The organism is Evtepia gabavorous, assembly GCF_003425665.1.
Classification (GTDB): domain Bacteria; phylum Bacillota; class Clostridia; order Oscillospirales; family Oscillospiraceae; genus Evtepia; species Evtepia gabavorous.
In genome coordinates this window covers 12,963-32,200 of sequence record NZ_QQRQ01000008.1, presented here as the reverse complement: position 1 = coordinate 32,200, position 19,238 = coordinate 12,963, and the positions used below count along the sequence as shown (strand labels likewise).

Annotated in this window: 19 protein-coding genes; 14 read left to right on the top strand and 5 right to left on the bottom strand. The window is 59.4% G+C overall.

The genetic code is table 11. The annotated features are described in order from the left end of the window. Nucleotides 1-637: 637 nt before the first annotated feature. The 5 genes from DV520_RS06385 to DV520_RS06365 all read left to right on the top strand — a co-directional run bounded on the left by DV520_RS06385 (nt 638) and on the right by DV520_RS06365 (nt 6,268). The gene (locus tag DV520_RS06385) at nt 638-1,333 is read left to right on the top strand and encodes a response regulator transcription factor (RefSeq protein WP_021919133.1); all 696 of its coding nucleotides are present in this window, start codon (nt 638-640) and stop codon (nt 1,331-1,333) included. After that, on the top strand, nt 1,330-3,360 hold the full coding sequence (locus tag DV520_RS06380; protein ID WP_117142187.1) for a sensor histidine kinase: 2,031 nt from the start codon (nt 1,330-1,332) through the stop codon (nt 3,358-3,360). Before DV520_RS06385 ends, DV520_RS06380 begins: the two co-directional genes overlap by 4 nt. Nucleotides 3,361-3,648: 288 nt before the next feature. After that, nucleotides 3,649-4,395, top strand: coding sequence for a polysaccharide deacetylase family protein (locus DV520_RS06375; RefSeq protein ID WP_117142186.1), 747 nt, complete (start codon nt 3,649-3,651; stop codon nt 4,393-4,395). 37 nt (nt 4,396-4,432) lie between these two features. Beyond that, nucleotides 4,433-5,419 (top strand): stage II sporulation protein D, encoded by a 987-nt coding sequence (gene spoIID, locus DV520_RS06370; protein ID WP_117142185.1) that lies wholly within the window; start codon nt 4,433-4,435, stop codon nt 5,417-5,419. A 153-nt stretch (nt 5,420-5,572) separates the two neighbouring features. Then, complete coding sequence (locus tag DV520_RS06365) at nt 5,573-6,268, top strand: YjjG family noncanonical pyrimidine nucleotidase (RefSeq protein WP_165850052.1); 696 nt, start codon at nt 5,573-5,575, stop codon at nt 6,266-6,268. 86 nt (nt 6,269-6,354) lie between these two features. Here the strand turns inward: DV520_RS06365 and DV520_RS06360 are convergent, their stop codons facing one another. The 5 genes from DV520_RS06360 to DV520_RS06340 all read right to left on the bottom strand — a co-directional run bounded on the left by DV520_RS06360 (nt 6,355) and on the right by DV520_RS06340 (nt 12,175). After that, nucleotides 6,355-7,110, bottom strand: coding sequence for a hypothetical protein (locus DV520_RS06360; protein WP_117142183.1), 756 nt, complete (start codon nt 7,108-7,110; stop codon nt 6,355-6,357). Between the two features lie 130 nt (nt 7,111-7,240). After that, nucleotides 7,241-8,320 carry a DUF4179 domain-containing protein gene (locus DV520_RS06355; RefSeq protein ID WP_117142182.1) on the bottom strand — a complete coding sequence of 360 codons (1,080 nt, stop codon included), beginning with the start codon at nt 8,318-8,320 and terminating at the stop codon, nt 7,241-7,243. Then, nucleotides 8,307-8,822, bottom strand: a complete 516-nt coding sequence (locus tag DV520_RS06350) for an RNA polymerase sigma factor (protein WP_117142181.1) — start codon at nt 8,820-8,822, stop codon at nt 8,307-8,309. The genes DV520_RS06355 and DV520_RS06350 overlap by 14 nt, the downstream gene beginning before the upstream one ends. Nucleotides 8,823-9,236: 414 nt before the next feature. Next, nucleotides 9,237-11,222 carry a methionine--tRNA ligase gene (gene metG, locus DV520_RS06345; RefSeq protein WP_117142180.1) on the bottom strand — a complete coding sequence of 662 codons (1,986 nt, stop codon included), beginning with the start codon at nt 11,220-11,222 and terminating at the stop codon, nt 9,237-9,239. A gap of 50 nt (nt 11,223-11,272) precedes the next feature. Beyond that, nucleotides 11,273-12,175 (bottom strand): hypothetical protein, encoded by a 903-nt coding sequence (locus DV520_RS06340; protein ID WP_117142179.1) that lies wholly within the window; start codon nt 12,173-12,175, stop codon nt 11,273-11,275. Nucleotides 12,176-12,472: 297 nt separating this feature from the next. Between DV520_RS06340 and DV520_RS06335 the strand changes: the two genes are divergently transcribed. The 9 genes from DV520_RS06335 (at nt 12,473) to DV520_RS06295 (ending at nt 19,200) form a co-directional block, all read left to right on the top strand. Further along, the gene (locus tag DV520_RS06335) at nt 12,473-13,123 is read left to right on the top strand and encodes a hypothetical protein (protein ID WP_117142178.1); all 651 of its coding nucleotides are present in this window, start codon (nt 12,473-12,475) and stop codon (nt 13,121-13,123) included. A 210-nt stretch (nt 13,124-13,333) separates the two neighbouring features. Next, complete coding sequence (locus DV520_RS06330; protein WP_117142177.1) at nt 13,334-13,594, top strand: hypothetical protein; 261 nt, start codon at nt 13,334-13,336, stop codon at nt 13,592-13,594. 40 nt (nt 13,595-13,634) lie between these two features. Further along, nucleotides 13,635-14,075 (top strand): hypothetical protein, encoded by a 441-nt coding sequence (locus DV520_RS06325; protein ID WP_021919262.1) that lies wholly within the window; start codon nt 13,635-13,637, stop codon nt 14,073-14,075. A gap of 125 nt (nt 14,076-14,200) precedes the next feature. Continuing rightward, on the top strand, nt 14,201-14,896 hold the full coding sequence (locus DV520_RS06320) for a response regulator transcription factor (RefSeq protein ID WP_117142176.1): 696 nt from the start codon (nt 14,201-14,203) through the stop codon (nt 14,894-14,896). After that, nucleotides 14,893-16,236 carry a sensor histidine kinase gene (locus tag DV520_RS06315; RefSeq protein WP_117142175.1) on the top strand — a complete coding sequence of 448 codons (1,344 nt, stop codon included), beginning with the start codon at nt 14,893-14,895 and terminating at the stop codon, nt 16,234-16,236. The genes DV520_RS06320 and DV520_RS06315 overlap by 4 nt, the downstream gene beginning before the upstream one ends. Nucleotides 16,237-16,328: 92 nt before the next feature. Next, on the top strand, nt 16,329-17,108 hold the full coding sequence (locus DV520_RS06310) for a PepSY domain-containing protein (protein WP_117142174.1): 780 nt from the start codon (nt 16,329-16,331) through the stop codon (nt 17,106-17,108). A 73-nt stretch (nt 17,109-17,181) separates the two neighbouring features. Beyond that, entirely contained in the window at nt 17,182-18,315 is a 1,134-nt protein-coding gene (locus DV520_RS06305) for a PepSY domain-containing protein (RefSeq protein WP_117142173.1), read from the top strand. Nucleotides 18,316-18,500: 185 nt separating this feature from the next. Further along, nucleotides 18,501-18,863, top strand: coding sequence for a helix-turn-helix domain-containing protein (locus tag DV520_RS06300; RefSeq protein ID WP_003533405.1), 363 nt, complete (start codon nt 18,501-18,503; stop codon nt 18,861-18,863). Further along, on the top strand, nt 18,823-19,200 hold the full coding sequence (locus DV520_RS06295; protein ID WP_024739843.1) for a TnpV protein: 378 nt from the start codon (nt 18,823-18,825) through the stop codon (nt 19,198-19,200). The genes DV520_RS06300 and DV520_RS06295 overlap by 41 nt, the downstream gene beginning before the upstream one ends. Nucleotides 19,201-19,238 lie beyond the last annotated feature (38 nt).

Sequence of the window (19,238 nt, the reverse complement as noted above, 5' to 3'; positions counted from 1 at the left end):
GGGGCCCCATTTCTTGGGAAGAAATGGGGGAAAGAACCCCCGGGGGAGGAGGTTCCTCCCCCGGGACCCCCTTCTCTGGTGGGGTTGTGGAGGGGGAGGCTGTACTTCTCACTTGTTACCTGGCCTGCGGCCCTCTCATTGGAACGCTGGTAACGGCCCGTCCACCGGCTGGGCGGGCTGGGGGCGTGGGCAGGTGCCCTTTGGGAGAAGGGAGAGAAAACCCTTTCGATTTCCCACTTTTTCCTCCCGTCAACAAACCACTTCTCCCGCCCGCCCGAGCCGGTGGGCGGGCCATGAGGCGTTGGTCCTGGAGGCCGCAGGCCAGGCTCCAATCTGACCAACCACCTTCCCCCGTTTTTCCCACCAGAGAATGGGGTTCCAAGGGGAAGGAACCTCCTTCCCCTTGGTGTTCTTTCCCCTATTTCTCCAAAGAAATAGGGCCCCGCCCGGGAGGGCCAAGTTCCCCGCCCGTTCCAACGGCAATGGAAAAAGCCCCCCACCCCCCTGCCCGGCGGGCATCCCCCCACTCTCCCTCCGGGGAGGTTTTTTTATGGGAACAGCTTAAGAAAATCTTAAACATTCCCCTCCTTGTTTCTTAAGGCTTCTTTCTCTATGATACTCTCAGGAGGCGACGGGTATGTACAACATCTTAGTCTGTGACGACGAAAAGGACATTGTGTCCGCACTGACCATCTACCTCACCACCAGCGGCTACCAGGTCTTCCCCGCCTATGACGGCACCGAAGCCCTGGCCCTGCTGGAGAAGGAGGACATTCACCTGGTCCTGCTGGACATTATGATGCCCCAGCTGGACGGCATTGCCACCATGACCCGGCTGCGGGAGAAGTCCAATGTGCCGGTGATCCTGCTCACCGCCAAGTCTGAGGACACGGACAAGATTCTGGGCCTGAATGTGGGGGCGGACGACTATGTTACAAAGCCTTTTAACCCGGTGGAGGTTCTGGCCCGGGTGAAGTCCCAGCTGCGCCGCTATCTCCAGCTGGGGGGTGGCACGGTGCGGCCCACGGCCCTGCGTCTGGGCGGGGTGGCCCTGGACGACCGGACCAAGGAGGTCACCCTGGATGGGGAGCCGGTTTCCCTCACCCCTCGGGAGTATGAGATCCTCCGGCTGCTCATGCAGAACCCCGGCACCGTCTTCTCCCCCAAGCGGATCTACCGGACCGTGTGGGGGGAGGAGCCCTTCGGGGTGGAGAACGCGGTGGCCGTCCATATCCGTCATCTTCGGGAAAAACTGGAGATCAACCCCTCGGACCCCCGGTACATCAAGGTGGTCTGGGGACAGGGGTACAAGATGGAAGGGGGCAAACTATGAAAAAATACCGTACGAAACCCTGGGCCAAGGGGCTTGCCTGCGGGCTGTTCGTGCTGGCCATGACTGTGAGTGTGATCTGCTTGGGAAACGTGCGGTGGCTGGCATACCACGGTGGCTATCAGTGGGAGGGCACCCGGCAGCTGGTGGAGGAGGAGGAAGCCGTCTGGGTGGAAAACCTGACCAATCAGCTGGCCGATGGCTACCGGAGCTATCGGGACGGGGACCAGAGCCTGGATGTCAAGAGATATGTGGAGGATGAGAACTTCTTCTTTACCATCAAGGACCTGGAGGGAAACACCCTTCTGGCCAGCGACACCCTGGGCGACTACCGGGAGAAAACCTCCTGGTCCATGCAGGTGGGGGGCACGGTCCAATGGAGTCATATTGACCAGTATTACGACTCCTATGAGGCCCGGGACCTTGCCTTGGACCAGTTGGGCAGCACATATGAGGAGCTTCAAAATGTGTCTTTGGTAGAAGATGAGGAAGGATACCGCCTCACCGCGGATGTTGCCCGCACGGTGGGCAAAGAGACGGTGGTTTTGACGGGCTTTCTCCGGTCGGAGCTCTCCCCCACCGGACAGGTCTATCAGGGCATCCAATACGCGGAGAATATGGGCTTCTACCGGTATGAATTTTTGGCGGGGGCCATCCTGGGCCTGGTGCTGGGCCTGCTCAGCTTGGGATTCCTGCTCTGGTCGGCGGGGCTGCGCCAGGAGGGCTCGGAGGAGGTTTCCCTCCGCTGGATGGACCGGGCCATCCCCACGGACCTGCTGATCGCGGCGGGGGCGGCAGTTCTGCTGTTTGGGCTTCTGCCGGTGGTCTGCTCCAGCGGCTGGGGCACCTCCCTGGTGGCCTTTGGGCCCACGGTACTGACCATGGTGCTGATGGGGGTTGTGCTGGCCATGGCCCTCTCCCTGGTCCGCCGGCGGCGAGGGGGAATTGGGAGGGAGAACCTGTTCTTCCCCCGCCTGATCCGGCCGGTCCGCCGCTGGGGCAAGGCCTTGGGGCGGCGGACGGGGGAGCTGCTGGGAAAGCTGCCCCTGTTCTGGGCCGCCGGTCTGGGCTTCCTCCTGCTGTGCTTCCTGGAGGGCCTGTGCCTGATGGGCTGCTATTACGGCGGCGGCTGGGTGGTGCTCTGGCTGCTGCTGAAGGTGCTGGAGGGGGGACTGGTGCTCTTCGTGGTCCTCTCCATGCGGACCCTCCAGGCGGGGGGCCGCCAGCTGGCCGCCGGCCATCTGGACTACAAAGTGTCCACAGAGCACCTGCGGGGGCCCTTCCGGGAGCACGGGGAAAACCTGAACAACATCCGCCAGGGCATCCAGCACGCGGTGGAGGAGCAGATGAAGTCGGAGCGGATGAAGACCGAGCTCATCACCAACGTCTCCCACGACATCAAAACCCCCCTGACCTCCATCGTCAGCTATGTGGACCTGCTGAAAAAGCAGGCGATGCCCAACGACCAGGCCCGGGAATACCTGGAGGTTCTGGACCGCCAGTCCGCCCGGCTGAAAAAGCTCACCGAGGACCTGGTGGAGGCCTCCAAAGCCTCCACGGGGAACCTGACGGTGGACTTCCAGCGCACCGATGTCAATGTCCTGCTCACCCAGAGCGCCGGGGAATACCAGGAAAAATTGGCGGCCAAGGGGATGGACCTGATCCTCACCCCCGCCCCGGAGAACCCGGCCATTTCCGCCGACGGGCGGCTGCTGTGGCGGGTGTTTGAGAACCTGCTGAGCAACATTCACAAGTACGCCCAGCCGGGGACCCGGGTCTACCTCACCTGTGAGGCGGGAGAGAACCAGGTGACCATCACCTTCCGCAACATCTCCGCCACCCCGCTGAATATCTCCGCCGACGAGCTGATGGAGCGGTTTGTCCGGGGGGATGCGTCCCGGAACACCGAGGGCAGCGGCCTGGGCCTGTCCATCGCCCGGAGCCTGACCCAGCTGCAGCACGGGACCTTCTCCCTGACCATCGACGGGGACCTGTTCAAGGCGGCCCTCACCTTCCCCCGCATCCCCTGAACAAGTACGGCAAAAGCAGCTGTTCAAGAGAGAATCGCCGTGGTTGGAAACAACCACGGCGATTTGATTTGCCCGGGGCCGCCCTGTGGCCCCGGGGACAGAAACCATGGGAAAGGGAGAAAACTTTCCTATGTTTTGCCTTGACGGGGGCCGGGATCACAGGCTATACTGAAAGGACTTCCCGTGGGCCCGCCGCCGGGCGCCCCTTTTTGTCAGGAAGTTCCGGGAAAGTTTCCCCCACGCCAGGGTATCCTTTGGGTATGCGACCGTGGGAAAGAGGGGGATTCTGTGGATTGGAAAAAACGGCGGCGTATTTTGTGGGGCGCCTGGGCTCTGGCCCTTGGTCTGGCGGTGTCCGCGTGGTTTGTCTCTTTGCCGGACGTGCCGGCCCTGCCGGCCGGACAGACGGCGGCGGCTCTGCCGCCCAAGGGATATCTGGCCCTGACCTTTGACGACGGCCCCTGGCCCAAGACCACGGAGGCCCTGCTGGACGGCCTGGCCCAGCGGGGGGTCAAGGCCACCTTTTTCCTGGTGGGAGAGCAGGTGGCCGACCACCAGGACACCGTCCGCCGGATGGCGGATGAGGGCCATCAGATTGGCCTGCACACCTGGCACCATGTGTCCCTGCAGGGGATGACCCGGGAGGAGATTGCGGCCCAGCTGGGCAAAACCCAGCAGACCATCCAGGCGGTGGTGGGCCCGGAGGAGCTGATGCTCCGGCCGCCCTACGGCTTTGTGGATGAGACCCTGAAGCAATGGGCCAAGACGCCCATTGTCTGCTGGTCGGTGGACACCGAGGACTGGAAGGACCAGAATGTGGAGCGGATTGTCCAGACCGTTACCCAGCAGGCGGAGGACGGAGACATCATCCTGATGCACGATATTTTTGAGACCTCTGTCACAGCGGCCCTGGCCTGTGTGGACCGGCTGATGGCCCAGGGGTACTATTTTGTCACGGTGGAGGAACTGTTTGCCCTGCGGGGGGAGGTTCCCCAGGAGGGCGGGGTCTATCTCAGTCTGCCCCCCAAGACCTGATTCCATCCGTGTAAGCTCTGGAAGGAGGAGATGGCAGATGAAAAAGATCATTGGGGTTGCCCTCATCCTGGTGGTGGTTCTGTTCGCCCTGCCCTTTGTGGTGCGGCAGGCCCAGGACACCGGCCAGGACCCCCAGCCCACGGCCCAGGAGGAGGCTGCCCTCCCCGACAGCGGCCACACCCTCCGGGTGAAGGGGAGCGATGGTCAGGTGACGGAGATGGACTTAAACCAGTACTTATGGGGGGTTGTGGCGGCGGAGATGCCCGCCTCCTTCTCCCAGGAGGCCCTGAAGGCCCAGGCGGTGGCCGCCCGTACCTATGCCCTGAACAAGGGCCCTTCCTTCAACCATCCCGACGCGGATCTGTGCACCGACTATGCCTGCTGCCAGGCCTGGATTGCCCGGGACAAGGCCCAGGGCAACTGGGGGGACAAGGCGGCGGAGTACACCAATAAAATCACCACCGCCGTGGCGGAGACGGGCAACCAGGTCATTCTCTACCAGGGGCAGCTCATCGACGCGGTCTTCCACTCCTCCTCCAGCGCGGCCACCCAGGACGCGGTGGAGGTCTGGGGCAACAGCGTGCCCTATCTCCAGAGTGTGGACTCCCCCGAGGGGGAGGGCGTGCCCAACTATGAGAGCCAAGTGACCCTCACCACCCAGGAATTCAAGGACGCCTTCCTGAAAGCCCAGCCCACGGCCAGCCTGGAGGGCGACCCCGCCAGCTGGGTGGGGACCATCGAGCGCACCCAGAGCGGGAGCGTCCACGCCATCACCATCGGCGGGGTGACCGTCTCCGGGGCCCAGGCCCGGCAGATCTTCTCCCTGCGCTCGGCGTCCTTTGACGTGTCTCTGTCCGGGGATACCTTTACCTTTTCCGTCACCGGCTTTGGCCACGGCGTGGGGATGAGCCAGTACGGCGCCGACGCCATGGCCGAGGAGGGGAAGGGCTATGTGGAGATTCTCCAGCACTACTACACCGGCGTGACGGTGGAGGAGTGCCCGGCGGAGTATCTCCCCCAATAGAGCCAAACCAGGCGCCCGGCCGCGGGGATTCCCTGCGGCCGGGCTTTTTTGTGGGAAAAGGGTTGCGCTTTGGGTCGAATCGGGTGTAAGATAGCATCCATTAAAACCTTCCGGGGCGGTGTCTCGGGAGAGATGTGGAGAAGGAGGCCCCTTATGATTCGTGTCTTGTTGTGGGATGTGGATAACACCCTGCTGGACTTCCCGGCGGCGGAGCGCCGGGCCCTGCAGGAGACCTTCGCCCAGTTCCGCCTGGGCCCCTGCCCCGAGGATCGGGTGGAACGGTACGCCGCCCTGAACGCCAGCTACTGGCGCCGGCTGGAGCGGGGAGAGATTACCAAAGCCCAGCTGCTTCCCGGCCGGTTTCAGGAGTTTTTCCAGCGGGAGGGCATTGCCTGCACCGACTACGACCAGGTCAACGCCGCCTACCAGTGTCACCTGGGGGACACGGTGGTCTTCCTGGACCAGAGCTATGACCTGGTGCGGGACCTGCGGGGCCGGGTCAAGCAGTACGCGGTTACCAACGGCACCCGCACAGCCCAGGAGCGGAAGCTGGCCCGCTCCGGCCTGGGGGACCTCTTTGACGGGGTGTTTATCTCGGAGGTGGTGGGGGCGGAGAAGCCCAGCCTGGACTTTTTCCGCCCGGTGCTGGAGGCCATCGGCCCCTATGACCGGGAGGAACTGCTCCTCATCGGGGACTCCCTGACCAGCGACATGGAGGGCGGCAGCCGGGCGGGTATCCCCTGCTGCTGGTACAACCCCAAGGGCCTGCCCCGCCCGGACCGCCCTGTGATCCGGTATGAGGTCCGCAATTTGAACCAGGTGCGGGAGATTGTGGCGGGGAAATGCTGAGGAACAGGGAATGGGGGCTCTGTTATCATGTAAAACAACCGGATGCGCTACAAGAGTAGCGCATCCGGTTGTTTTGAAAGAAGTTTTTAATAGAGAACTCGGAAAGAACCAGACCCGGGCTTGTCATAGGTACTAACGCGGGCAGAATAATACTGACCCTTGTCAGGGAAAATATGGCACTCACCATGGACAGGGACCCGTAGTTTGTTCTTTAGCTCGACACCATTTGCATTGGCAATTCCTATGTTGCATGTTGCCCCGGGAAGAGAGTCAACAATCACAGCGAATGTTTCGACTGTGGTAGACCGAAGCTTAATCATTACCGGTGTGGGGCGGGAAGCGTTATACTTAGGAATGTAGTAATTTGGAATTTTTGCAACGGACGGTGCAATGGCCTTTGTCAATGCCAGTGGCTGGGAGATGGAGAAAGAGGGGGTTTCAAGGATGGAATTCTCAAGCGTGGGGAGATCCCACCCTGGGAACAGATCAGAGAAGAGAGGATCATGTTCGATTGAACCATCTGGATAGACAGTGTAGTCATTGGGATCTGTGGTCCAAGACTGACTATGGATGATAAGATCCCTGGCGGCTAAGATATCATGCTGTAAGGATTCTGGAGCTGAATAGAGGTCCATATAGGCATATGGGGCAGCTGCGGACAATTCCGGAGAAGAGAGGATTTCTTCCTGTACTTTATAGGGCGCTTTGCTAAAGTTTTCTTGGGCTTGGGGACTCATGCCGAGGGAATTCTCAGAGGATGGTGTGGCGGCAAAAGCGATAGAGCAAGAGGCGAGTGTGCAAATTATCAGGACAGCTGCAAATGAATTTTTCAGAAAACGCATGATTACCTCCAAATTTAGACATTGTTGATAGGGAAATGGGGAAAATAGGATAATCCTCTCCTTTCATGCAAAATTTTCTTCATAGAACCATCACCCCCCTTCGTAAAACGTGTGCGATAGAGCTGCTTACTTAACTCGCTCCCAGGGAAACCCTTGTTCCACCAATTACCAGTGCCGTAATATCAGAGGGGGAGATCAGAGGGTGGAACTGAAAGTACGAGTAGTATTGCGGATTCTCCTGGCCGCTGGCGGATAGCCTGCCGGTGGTGTACTGACCGTTGGAGGCATCCAGGGGCAACGTGCTTCCGTTTTGAAGAACCAGGGAGACCGGCCAATCAGAGGCCGGCGCACCGGTGCTGATGACCACGCAGGAGAAGGGGGATAGGGAAATGCTCTCAATGTTGCCGCTCCCATCCGGCAGGGGAAGGGCTGGCGGGGTTACTGTAATGCTTGGATCAATATGAGTCAGATGCCAAGTCAGGTGCCAGGTGCCCTCAGCGATGGGGATAAACTGAGGAGAAGAAGAGAACTCCCAATATCCAAGGCGCGTAAGACGAAGGTGGACTGTCCCCGAAGACATTGTGCCAACCGGCGTGTAGGCGTAAGCCACGGCGGTTATTTTATGAGGCGTTACTTCTACAATATCGTTGCCAAAGATACTGCTGCCAAGTGGCGCTTGCAAGGGGAGAGAAGACAGGTCCAGGAACCCCTCCATATGCCAATTTTTTTCGGGGTCTAAAGCGATTGACTCCGGTGTTGTCACCTCATAGAGGACATAAAGCCCGGAACTGTTTGCCAGGGTCTGGCGAATCGTGACGGAGATTCCTTGGTCGGAAACGGTGGTTACGGGGTTCTCAATGGCGCTTTCCAAAAGGGCGCTTTCCCCGCTCTGAAGATGGAAATAGGCGGCCAGCTTCTCATGGAGCCCCAGATTCACCGCCAGCGCCGTCCCCGCCACCGCCAGGCACACCAGAACAGCGGCCAAAACCACGGGGTAACGGCCCAGCCGGCGCCGTTTGGCCGGCCGGCGGGTCTGGAGCTCACGCCAGCCCGCGTCGGGGTCAAAGGCTGCCCCGCCCGTTTGCCGGTCCAGCTGGTCCAGAATGGCCCGGATGGCGTTTGGGTCCGGAGTCTCCCGGGCCATTTCCTCTTCTAAGGCTTGGATGAATGCCTCCTCCTGGGCTTGGAAAAGAATATCATGTTTTTTCAACAGGGTTCCCTCCTTCCGAAAGGGTTAAGTAATGTTTGCACCGCTGCCGGGCCCGGTAGAGCCAGGTGCCGCAGGTGGCCGGGGGAATGCCCAGACGCCGGCTGATTTCCTCGTAGGTCAGGCCCTCCTCGTAGGCCATTTTCAGCAGTTGGCGGTCCCGTTCCGGCAGCTGTCGGGGAAGAATCTCGTCCAGGGTGCCGCCGGTGGCGGGGAGCGGGGCAGGCAGCCAATCCGGGTCGGCCTGCCCGGCCTCGTATTTGGCCCGGACCGCCTGGCGAGAAAAGGCGTGCCCCAGCTTGTACTGAAGGGTTTTCCAAAGCCACCCGGCAGGGTTGGGGTGGTGCTTGACCTGGGCCTGCTTGTCCAGCAGGGTCAAAAAGACCTCCTGGGTCAGGTCGTAGGCCAGCTCCGGGTCCTGGAGCCGGTACCTTGCCGCCCGGTACAGGTCCGGGGCGTGGGTCAGATACAGCTGACGGACCCAGTCCTCATGTTCTCTGGGCAAGAGATCACCTCCTTTGGGTTCGGGTACCCGTTCACTGTTACTATCCCGTGAGGAAGGGAATTTCTTTCAGAAAAAGAAAAAATAAAAGGAAAATGGTAGAGAGAACGAAAAAAAGGACGTGCCGCAGCGGAACACGTCCTTTTTTCCATGGGGCAAAGCCACGTCAAACAGTCCAAACACCCCCGCCCCACCGGCATACGCCGGCGGGGCGGGGGTGTTTGGGGGTTAGAGAGAGAAAAAGTAGGAGGCTTCACTTTGCCTTCTATATAAATAACGTTTCAGAGAGCCGTTTTGTGACAAATTTTTCAGAAAAATTTTCGATTTGGAGGAAGTTACAAAAGAACAGAGGATAAGTTGGTGGATTTTACAAAAAACCGGCGGTCTGGCTCAACCAGACCGCCGGAGAAACAACTATCAGCACAGCTTCGCGCCGGCGGGGATTCCGTCGTCCAGCATCAGCAGATGCAGGACCTCTTCCCCATTTTCCTTGTGGACCGCGGACAGGAGCATGCCCTGACTCTCCTGCCCCATCATCTTCCGGGGGGGCAGGTTCACGATGGCCACCAGGGTCTTGCCCACCAGGTCCTCCGGCTTGTAGTACATGGCGATGCCGGAGAGGATCTGCCGGTCGGTGCCGGAACCGTCGTCCAGGGTGAACTTCAGCAGTTTCTTGGACTTCTTCACCGCCTCGCAGGCCTTCACCTTCACCACCCGGAAATCGGACTGGGCAAAGGTGTCAAAGTCCACCGGGTCCTCCCAGGGCTCCAGCTCCACGGCGGGCTGCTGGGGGGCGGCGGCAGCGGCCTGGATGGCCTCCAGCTCAGCCAGGGCCTTGTCCATGTCCACCCGGGGGAAGAGGTTCTCCCCCTTGGTCACCGCTGCGGTCTCTGCCCGGCTGCCCCACTGGGCGGCAGAGTCCCAGGTGCGGCAGCCGTCACAGGCGCCGATCTGGGCAAAGAGCTTTTCACAGGAGGCGGGGATGAAGGGGGACAGGAGGATGCCGCAGATGCGGGTGGCCTCCAGGAGGTTGTACAGCACGTGGGCCAGGCGGGCGCCGTTGGCCGCCATGTCCTTGGCCAGGGCCCAGGGCATGGACTCGTCGATGTACTTGTTGGCCCGCTGGATGACCTTAAAGACCTCCTCCAGGGCTTTGTGAGGGGCACAGGCCTCCATGGCCTCCTCATAGCGGCCCCGCAGGCCGGCGGCCAGGGTGATGAGCTCGGTGTCATAGGCCTCGGGGGCGTCCCAGGCTTTGCAGCCGGCGGGCAGAGTGCCGCCGAAGTACTTCTGCACCATGGCGGTGGTCCGGCTGACCAGGTTGCCCAGGTCGTTGGCCAGGTCCACGTTGATGGTGTTGATGAGCAGTTCATTGGAGAAGTTCCCGTCGGAACCGAAGGGGAAGGTCCGCATCAGGAAGAACCGCAGGGAATCCACCCCGAACTTCTCCGCCAGCACATAGGGGTCCACCACATTGCCCTTGGACTTGGACATCTTGCCCCCGTCCAGCAGGAGCCACCCGTGGCCAAAGACGTGCTTGGGCAGGGGCATCTCCATGCTCATGAGCATAGCTGGCCAGATGATGGAGTGGAATCGGACGATCTCCTTGCCCACAAAGTGATAGTCCGCGGGCCAGTAGCGGTCGTAGTCGTCGTACTTGTCGTTGTACAGCCCCAGGGCGGTGGTGTAGTTGAACAGGGCGTCCACCCACACATAGACCACGTGGCCGGGGTCAAAATCCACCGGCACCCCCCAGGAAAAGGAGGTCCGGGAGACGCACAGGTCCTCCAGGCCGGGCTTGATGAAGTTGTTTACCATCTCGTGGACCCGGGAACGGGGCTGGAGGAAGTCGGTGTTTTCCAGAAGGTCCTGGACGGGCTGGGCATATTTGGACAGGCGGAAGAAGTAGGCCTCCTCCTCTGCGTCCTGAACCTCCCGGCCGCAGTCGGGACACTTCCCGTCCACCAGCTGGCTCTCGGTCCAGAAGGACTCGCAGGGCTTGCAGTACTTGCCCACGTACTTGCCCTTGTAGATGTCCCCTTTTTCATACATCTTTTTGAAAATTTTCTGGATGGCGGCCACATGGTAGTCGTCGGTGGTGCGGATGAACCGGTCATTGGAGATGTTCATGAGCCGCCACAGGTCCAGCACGCCCTTCTCCCCGGTGACGATGTTGTCCACAAACTGCTGGGGGGTGACGCCGGCCTGGCTGGCCTTGTCCTCAATCTTCTGGCCATGCTCGTCCGTGCCTGTGAGGAACATGACGTCGTAGCCCTGGAGACGCTTGTACCGCGCCATGGCGTCAGTGGCCACGGTGCAGTAGGTGTGGCCGATGTGGAGCTTGTCCGAGGGATAGTAGATGGGGGTGGTAATATAAAACTTTTTCTTCTGATCTCTTTCCATATTGGGTGAACCTCCATACGCCCAGGGAGGGCGTGTTGTTTTCCTTGGTGTCACTGGGGCTGATCCGGGGTATGGCCGTCCGTGCCGGCGGGGGGCTGGCCGCCCTGGGTCCCCATGGGGGCGCAGCCCGGGCAGCCGGCGCAGTTGGGGGCGCAGGCCGGCGGGGCCTCTGGCTTGGCGTCGTTTCTGGCCAGGGCGGCGGCCATGGACAGCAGGTAGAACATCATGCCCAGATAGAGGGCGGTGTCCGCCAGGGGCAAACCGTCGGCCAGGGCCATGATATTAAAGGCGCCGGCGGCCAGGCACACCGTCAGGGTGAGGGTCACCCGGGCCTTGCCGAAGGCGAAGCCACCCACCAGGAAACAGGCGATCATGGACAGCAGGGCCCCCAGCATGGGGATCAGGTACTGACCCAGCACGGGCTCCTCCGCCCAGCTCTGGTAGTAGTTGGCCATGATCCACAGGCAGCAGGCAAAGCCGGGGACCACGGCCCAGGCGGTGAGAATGGGGGCGCCCCGGCGCATTTTCTGGGCGACAAAGTAGATGCCGGCGGCGGCCAGCAGGCTGAGAACCCCCAGCCCGGCCCAGGCAATGCTCATCGTCCGCTGTCCCAGCAGGGTACGGGGGCTGCCGGCCCAGGCGGCCAGGGCCAAAAAGCCGCCGATGGCCAGGAGAACCGCCCCGGCCAGGGCGCCGGAGAGCAGAGGGGTGGTGTCCGGCGAGAAAGCGCCGGTGTAGCACTGGTCGAACTTGCGGTGCTTGCCCCGGCTCAGAACCAGCAGCGCGGCCGCCACCGCCGCCGAGACAAGGACCATGGCCCACAGACTGGGGGCGCCGGAGATGGGCAGGCCGGTGCCCGCCTCAAACCCATGGGCCAGATAAACCCGCCGAACCAACAGACCGACCAGGCCGCCGGCCACGGCCACGCCGGGCAGGATGACAGATTTCCGCATGAAAAAGGACTCCCTTCGGTGAAACGGCGGGAGGGAACCCACTCCCGCGCATAGCTTCTTTTCATCTTACCACATTCCACCGGAAAACGCACGGGGATTTTGAGGTTTCGGGGAATTTTTTTGAAGGGGGAGGGGCCGGAGAGGTTGACGAGACAAAAAATTTGAAAAAAGTTTTCGGTTGGCGCAAAAATTTGCTGTCGGTGCGACATGGAAGGAGTAGAGGGGAAAATTTCCCCGGGATTGGAGGTGGTGAGAAAGTACTTACGTAAATTTAGGTTATATCCAGGAGAAATAAAAATGAAGAAATTTTGTGTTTTGTTCGTCGGAATAGTCATCCTTGCGATTGCTGGAATCTCTGCGTATGGTACAGAAGAAAAACCGGTAGAATCTGAACTTGGAAGCTATTATGAGAAGGCCGTAGACCAAGAGAACTCTGAAACGGATGTTGTGATGGCTGTCTACAAAGAAAAAACGGTGATGAAATCTGTCGTAGAATATCAAAGGAAGGCGCAAGAAGCCTTGGCCGGAAAGCCAGAGGGGACAGGGAGCAGTGATCGAGAGATCGTGGATGATATCTTAAAGAATGTCATCTTACAGGAAGAGGCGGAACAGAGGGGGCTGATGCCAACCGAAGAAGAAGTGGAGCAGTACCTTCAAGAGACCGTCTATGCGGCGTATGCCATGCCAGAGGGGAAGGAAGGGATCGATGCCTATTGTGCCAGCGCGGGGATAACCTACGAAGAATATGTGGAAAATTTGCGCGATCAAGCGCCCAGAGTGTTGGCAAAGGGGAAACTGAAAGAGGCGATTGCGGAGGAATACTGTCAATCCCATGGTCTCACCTATGACCGGCTTAATACGCCTCAGGAGGCACTGGATGCGGTGGAGGAATATATGAGCAATCTTCTGGAACTCCACAAGGAAGAGATTACTTATTATATTTCATAAGTGTCCGCAGGACACAAGGAGAAAAAATTTTTTCAATGGGGTGTCACAAAGTATGGGTTCCTTTCGTTCTTGAGAATAGAAAGGTACGTTCTACACGAAGGGAAGCGCCCCAGAGAAAGAGACTTTTTTGTTGATTCTTCAGTGCGATGAAGGTATGATGAGCATGAAAGGAAAGAATCGACGCAAGCGGAGAAGAAAGGAGGGGATAGGATGCATTGGATCATCCGGTTGGGCCTTTCTATCGCGTTCTTTGGCGCAATAGTCTATGCGGATCGAAGGGAACGGCGGCTGCTTCTCTTTCTCCTGTTTGGTGCGGTGCTTGCCCTGTGGCTTTTTGGCCTGCTGGGGCTGTTTGGCCTTCCGCCGGCCTCTCTGTATCTCTCCGGCGTGGTGGGGATCAGCCTGGGCTTTGTCATTCGCAGTCTGGCCCGTTGGAAAAGAAAGAGAACGCATGGGACAGACGTTTCGTGATTGACCGGTGTGGACTGCGTTTTCAGGGAGGACGTGCTTTATGAAATCAGAAAAGATGACGCCTCTTTTGCAATCTATGTGGCTCCAGGTGCTTTGGATCTTGTGGACCCTTTGGTTTGTCTTGGACCCTGCCTGGGACCTGTTTGCCTCGGGCGTGGAATGGCTGCTCTCCATGGGGGTGCTGGGATGGTTCCTCGGCCTGGTGGCGCTGGCCCTGGCGGTCTCCCTGTTCCGAACCTATGGTCCGGCAGGAGGGATTCTGTCCATAATGGCGACCTTTCTGTTGCTCTGGGGCATTGGGGATGGGCTGCCGGGGGCCCTCCTCCCCAACCCCTATCAGCTGCTGTTTATATTGCAGGATGCCACCTATGACAATTTCGTTTTTTTCCTCCTCTGGCTTCAGGGGTGGGTGGTCTGCCTGGGCTTGATCTGGGTGGGGGCCCGGTGGTTCTGCAAAAAATTTCCCCCGGCGGAAACGTAAAAAGGAGAGCACGGAGATCTTCTCTGTGCTCTCCTTTTTGTGTTTGGCGGCAGCCTGGGAGTGGCGCGGAGGGGAGAGATATGGTATGATAAGCCTGATTTTCAACAAGAAGGAGGCGACGGCCCATGCGGATCTTGGTGGTGGAGGACGAGGCCGACCTGAATCTGCTGCTCTGCAAGGTGCTCACCAAGGCGGGCTACACCGTGGACGGGTGCCTGGACGGCGAGGACGCCCAGGCTCACCTGCTGGGCGCGGCATACGATGGGATTCTGCTGGATGTGATGCTGCCCAAAAAGGACGGATACACCCTGGTGCGGGAACTGCGGGACCAGGGGAACGACACCCCGGTACTCTTTCTCACCGCCCGGGACAGTGTGGCCGACCGGGTCAAGGGGCTGGACCTGGGCGGGGACGACTATCTGGTCAAACCCTTTGACTTTGCCGAGCTGCTGGCCCGTATCCGGGCCATGACCCGCAAGCGGGTGGGCCAGCGCACCAACCGGTTTACCGTGGGGGACCTGACCCTGGACACCGAGCGGCGGCAGGCTGTCCGGGGCGGAGAGGAGATTCCCCTGCTGCCCAAGGAGTTTTCCATTCTGGAGTATCTGGTCCGGAACAAGGAAAAAGTCCTCTCCCGGGAGCAGATTGAGGACCAGATTTGGAACTATGACTACGCTGGCAGCTCCAACAACGTGGATGTCTACCTCAGCCGCCTGCGGAAAAAGATCGACGGGGGGCGGGAGGAAAAACTGATCCACACCGTGCGGGGGATGGGCTGGGCCATCCGGGAGCCTGCGGCCCCGAAAGGAGGGACCCGGTGAGAAAGCGCAGCGTCAAGGTCAAGATTACCCTCTGGTATCTGCTGCTGATGGGTCTGATGGCCGGCCTGATGCTGGTCTTTCTCCGGCTGATCAGCGGTTCTGTGTACACCCAAAGCGCCATGGAGCAGCTGGACCAGACGGTGCGGGAGAACCTGGGGCAGGTGACCCTTGTGGACGGGCGGCCCCAGATGGGGGAGGGGTTCCAGTTCTATGAGAATGGAGTCTATACCCTGGTGTACAGCCAGGACAAAACCCTGCTGGCCGGGCAGGTGCCGGTGGCCTTTACCGCGGCGGAGCCCTTTCACAACGGCTTGACCCGACTGGTAGACACCGACACCGGGCAATACTATGTCCTGGACTTCTGGGTGCCCGCTGGCTGGGAGGAGGGCCTGTGGGTCCGGGGCCTGCTGGAGGTGCCGGCAGGGGCCCAGAGCATGCCCGCCCTGCTGTGGGTGGCCGCGGTGTCCCTCCCCCTGTTCCTTCTGCTGGCCGCAGTGGGGGGGTACTGGATCGCCCGACGGGCCTTCCGGCCCCTGGAACACATCACCGCCACCGCCGACGCCATCAGCCAGGCCTCCGATCTGTCCGCCCGGGTGGCGGTGCCTCCAGGCGGCAACGAGTTCAGCCGGCTGGCTGCCACCTTCAACCAGATGTTTGCCCGGCTGGAGCAGTCCTTCGAGGCCGAGACCCAGTTCACCGCCGACGCCTCCCATGAGCTGCGGACCCCCGTATCCGTGATCAAGAGCGCCTGTGAGTATGGGGAAACCTATGGGGAGACCCTGGAGGAGCAGCGGGAGACCCTGGCCATGATCCACCGGCAAGCGGACAAGATGTCCCAGCTCATCGACCAGCTCCTCCGGATCACCCGCCTGGACCAGGGGACGGAACTGGCTCGGCGGGAACGGGTGGATCTGGCCGCCCTGGCCCGGGAGGTGTGTGCCGAGGGCCCCTGGCCCCAGGATCGCCTGACCTTGGAGGGAGGGGAGCCTGTCTTTGCCCAGGTAGACCGGGCGCTGATTGCCCGGCTGCTGCAAAATCTCATTGACAATGGGTTCAAATATGGAAAGCCGGGGGGTGGGGTCTGGGTGACCCTTCGCCGCCAGGGCGGGGAGGCACTGCTCACCGTGCGGGACGACGGGATTGGCATTGCCCCGGACCAGCAGGCACGGGTGTGGCAGCGGTTTTACCAGGTGGACCCCGTTCGGGGAGAGAAGAGCGGCGCCGGTCTGGGCCTGTCTATGGTCTGGAAGATTGCCCAGGCCCACGGCGGACACATGAGCCTGGAGAGCGTGCCCGGTCAGGGGAGTTCTTTTACCCTCCACCTTCCAGCGGAGAGATAGGCCGAAAAAAAGAGGGTTTGTCGGGCAAAATTTCATGTTCCTTTCATGTTTCCATGGTAAGATAACGCCAGAATGAAGAAGGAGGTTTTAAGATGAAACGAAAATTGGTATGGATGCTTTGGGTTGCTGCGGTGCTTGGCCTGGTGCTGACAGGCTGCGGCCAGCAGCGTACCCAGGCCAGTTATATTGGGGCGGACGCGGCCAAAGCGATTGCCCTGGACGCCGCCGGCATCGCGGAGGGCGCAGCCACCTTTGCGTCTGCGGACCTGGAGAACCGGAATGGTACAGATTACTATCAGGTAACATTCACCGCCGACGGCAAAAACTATGCCTACGACATTGACGCGGTCACCGGTGTGGTGATCAGCGGCACCCAGAACGGCGGAACCGGCGGTGGTGCGGATGCGTCCGGCACCGAAACCGCAGCGGTGGGGGAGGGGAAGGCCAAGGAGATTGCCCTGAACCACGCCGGCCTGACCGAGGATCAGGTCACCTTTGTCCGGAGCCGCCTGGACTGGGAGGACGGCCGCCAGGTCTACGACGTGGAGTTCTACACCAGCGACTACAAAGAGTATGACTACGAGATTGACGCCACCACGGGAGAGGTGCTCTCTTACGACTATGACGCAGAGGGCTACGCCCCCTCAGCGGATGCCGGGACCCAGACCATCTCTGCGGACCGGGCCAAGGAAATTGCCTTGGCGGAGGTCCCCGGCGCCACGACGAAAGACATCTATGAGTTTGAGGTGGACCGGGACGACGGACGTCTGGAGTATGAAGGGACCATCTATTACAACGGCGTGGAATATGAGTTCAGCATTGACGGGTACAGCGGCGCCATCCGCAGCTGGGAGGTTGACAGCCACCGTTAAAGCCGGGGAGTCCCCCTACCCCGGAATAGAAATCTATGGTAGAAACCGAAAGAATCATTAGGAGGATTGAACTATGAAAAAGCACATGCTTGCAAAACGAATGGGAGCCATCGCCCTGTGTGCGGTGCTTTCCACCGGGCTCCTGTCCGCCACAGCCGCTGCCCAGGGGAAGGATGTCACCGCGTATCTCTCCCCCGATCTGTCCATCGTGGTGGATGGGTCCTACCGGACCTTCTACAACGCGGTTGGCCAGGAAGTCCACCCCATCCTTTATGGGGGCACCACCTACCTGCCCATCCGGGCCATTGGGGAGCTGATGGGTAAAAATGTGAACTGGAGCCAGTCCACGCTGACGGTTTCTCTGGCGGGAGACCGGCCCAATGGCTCAGTGACGGGAACCCCGGATTCTGCAGCCAAGGCACAGACGGTTCAGGCTGCCATCCGGCCGGACATTACCATTCTGGTGGACAATGTCCGTCAGACCTTCGCTGACGCCAACGGCGATACCGTATACCCCCTGCTTTACAGCGGCTCGGTCTATCTGCCGGTGCGGAGCATTGGAGAACTGATGGACAAAGAGGTGAACTGGAACAACGCAACCCGTACCGTTACACTGAGCGGAGGCTCTCTGGTGACCGATGCGGATAGCTTTGAGGACAACAACGGGAACAACAACGGGAACAACAACGGCGGTAATAACGGCAGCAATAACGGTAACAACAACCAGCCCAGCACCCCCACTGGGATGATCACCGCCGAACAGGCCAAGCAAAAAGCGCTGGCCCATGCGGGTCTCCAGAGCAGTCAGGTCTCTTTCGTCCGCGCCCATCTGGACTGGGAAAATGGCCGCCAGGTCTATGATGTAGAGTTCTACACCAAGGATTACAGAGAGTATGACTATGAGATCGACGCCTACACGGGCAAGGTGCTCAGCTTTGACTATGATGCGGAGCATTACAGACCCGGCACTGGCAACGGCAACCAAAATTCCGGCTCCTATATCGGCGAGGCAGAGGCCAAGCGCATTGCCCTGGCTCAGGTGCCTGGCGCGACGGAGAATAATGTCCGCAGAGTGAAACTGGACTGGGATGACGGTCGGGCCGAATATGAGGTGAAGATCGTGGTTGGAATGTTGGAGTATGAGTTTGAAATCAACGCCGTAAATGGTGCCATCCTGTCCCAGGATGTGGATTCCATCTATGACTGATTTCATCCACTGCGATAAGAGGTCTATTCTATGATGATAAAGATTGTAAAGAAAGGGCGAGGCTGGTTTCAGACGTATGAAGAGAATCCCACGGCCACCAACCTGTTCATGGCTAATTAAAGGGAACAAAAAGAAAGGAAAAGCACAATCCAGACGGTATCAGCGGCAGTCTACAAGAATAAATTGTGATTACACAAGATTGGTGCTATAATAAGAGAAAAGTTCCTGCCGGGGCAGCCGCCCCGGTGGTATGGATAGAAAGGCAGGAAAACAATATGCACATCAGCTATAAACCACTCTGGCACACACTGTTAGAGCGTGATATGAGGAAAGAGGATTTAAGGCTTGCCGCCGGTATGACAACGAATATGATTGCCAACATGAGCAAAGAGGGAAAGCACATCAGCATGGATACATTAGCCCGTATCTGCGAAACGCTGAATTGTGAGATTACCGATGTGATTGAGTTAGTACCAGACGAGCCTGCTTCCACAGGAGGTAAGGAACATGAGCGAATTGAAACCAAGAATAACGGAAAACGGAATTGATTATATCCTTGTTGGGGATTATTATATCCCAGATTTGAAGCTGCCGGAGGAACACCGCCCTATCGGAAAGTACGGACGGATGCACCGGGAATATTTAAGAGAAGTCCACCCAGCCAGATTGAACACATTGACACTGACCGGGAAGTTATGGACATACCTTGCAGACCTGAACGAACAGGCACAGGAACGGTTAGACACCATCATGGAGCAGATGAAAGCTGCCGAGGGCGTGACTGAGGAATTGAAGCGTACTTCTCAAATGGAATGGGTGCAGCGTTGCAATAACATTCACAACCGGGCAGAAGAAATTATTTTGCATGAGATGGTTTATTCATAAACGGTATGTCAGAATGACAATTACAAACTGAAAGCTGA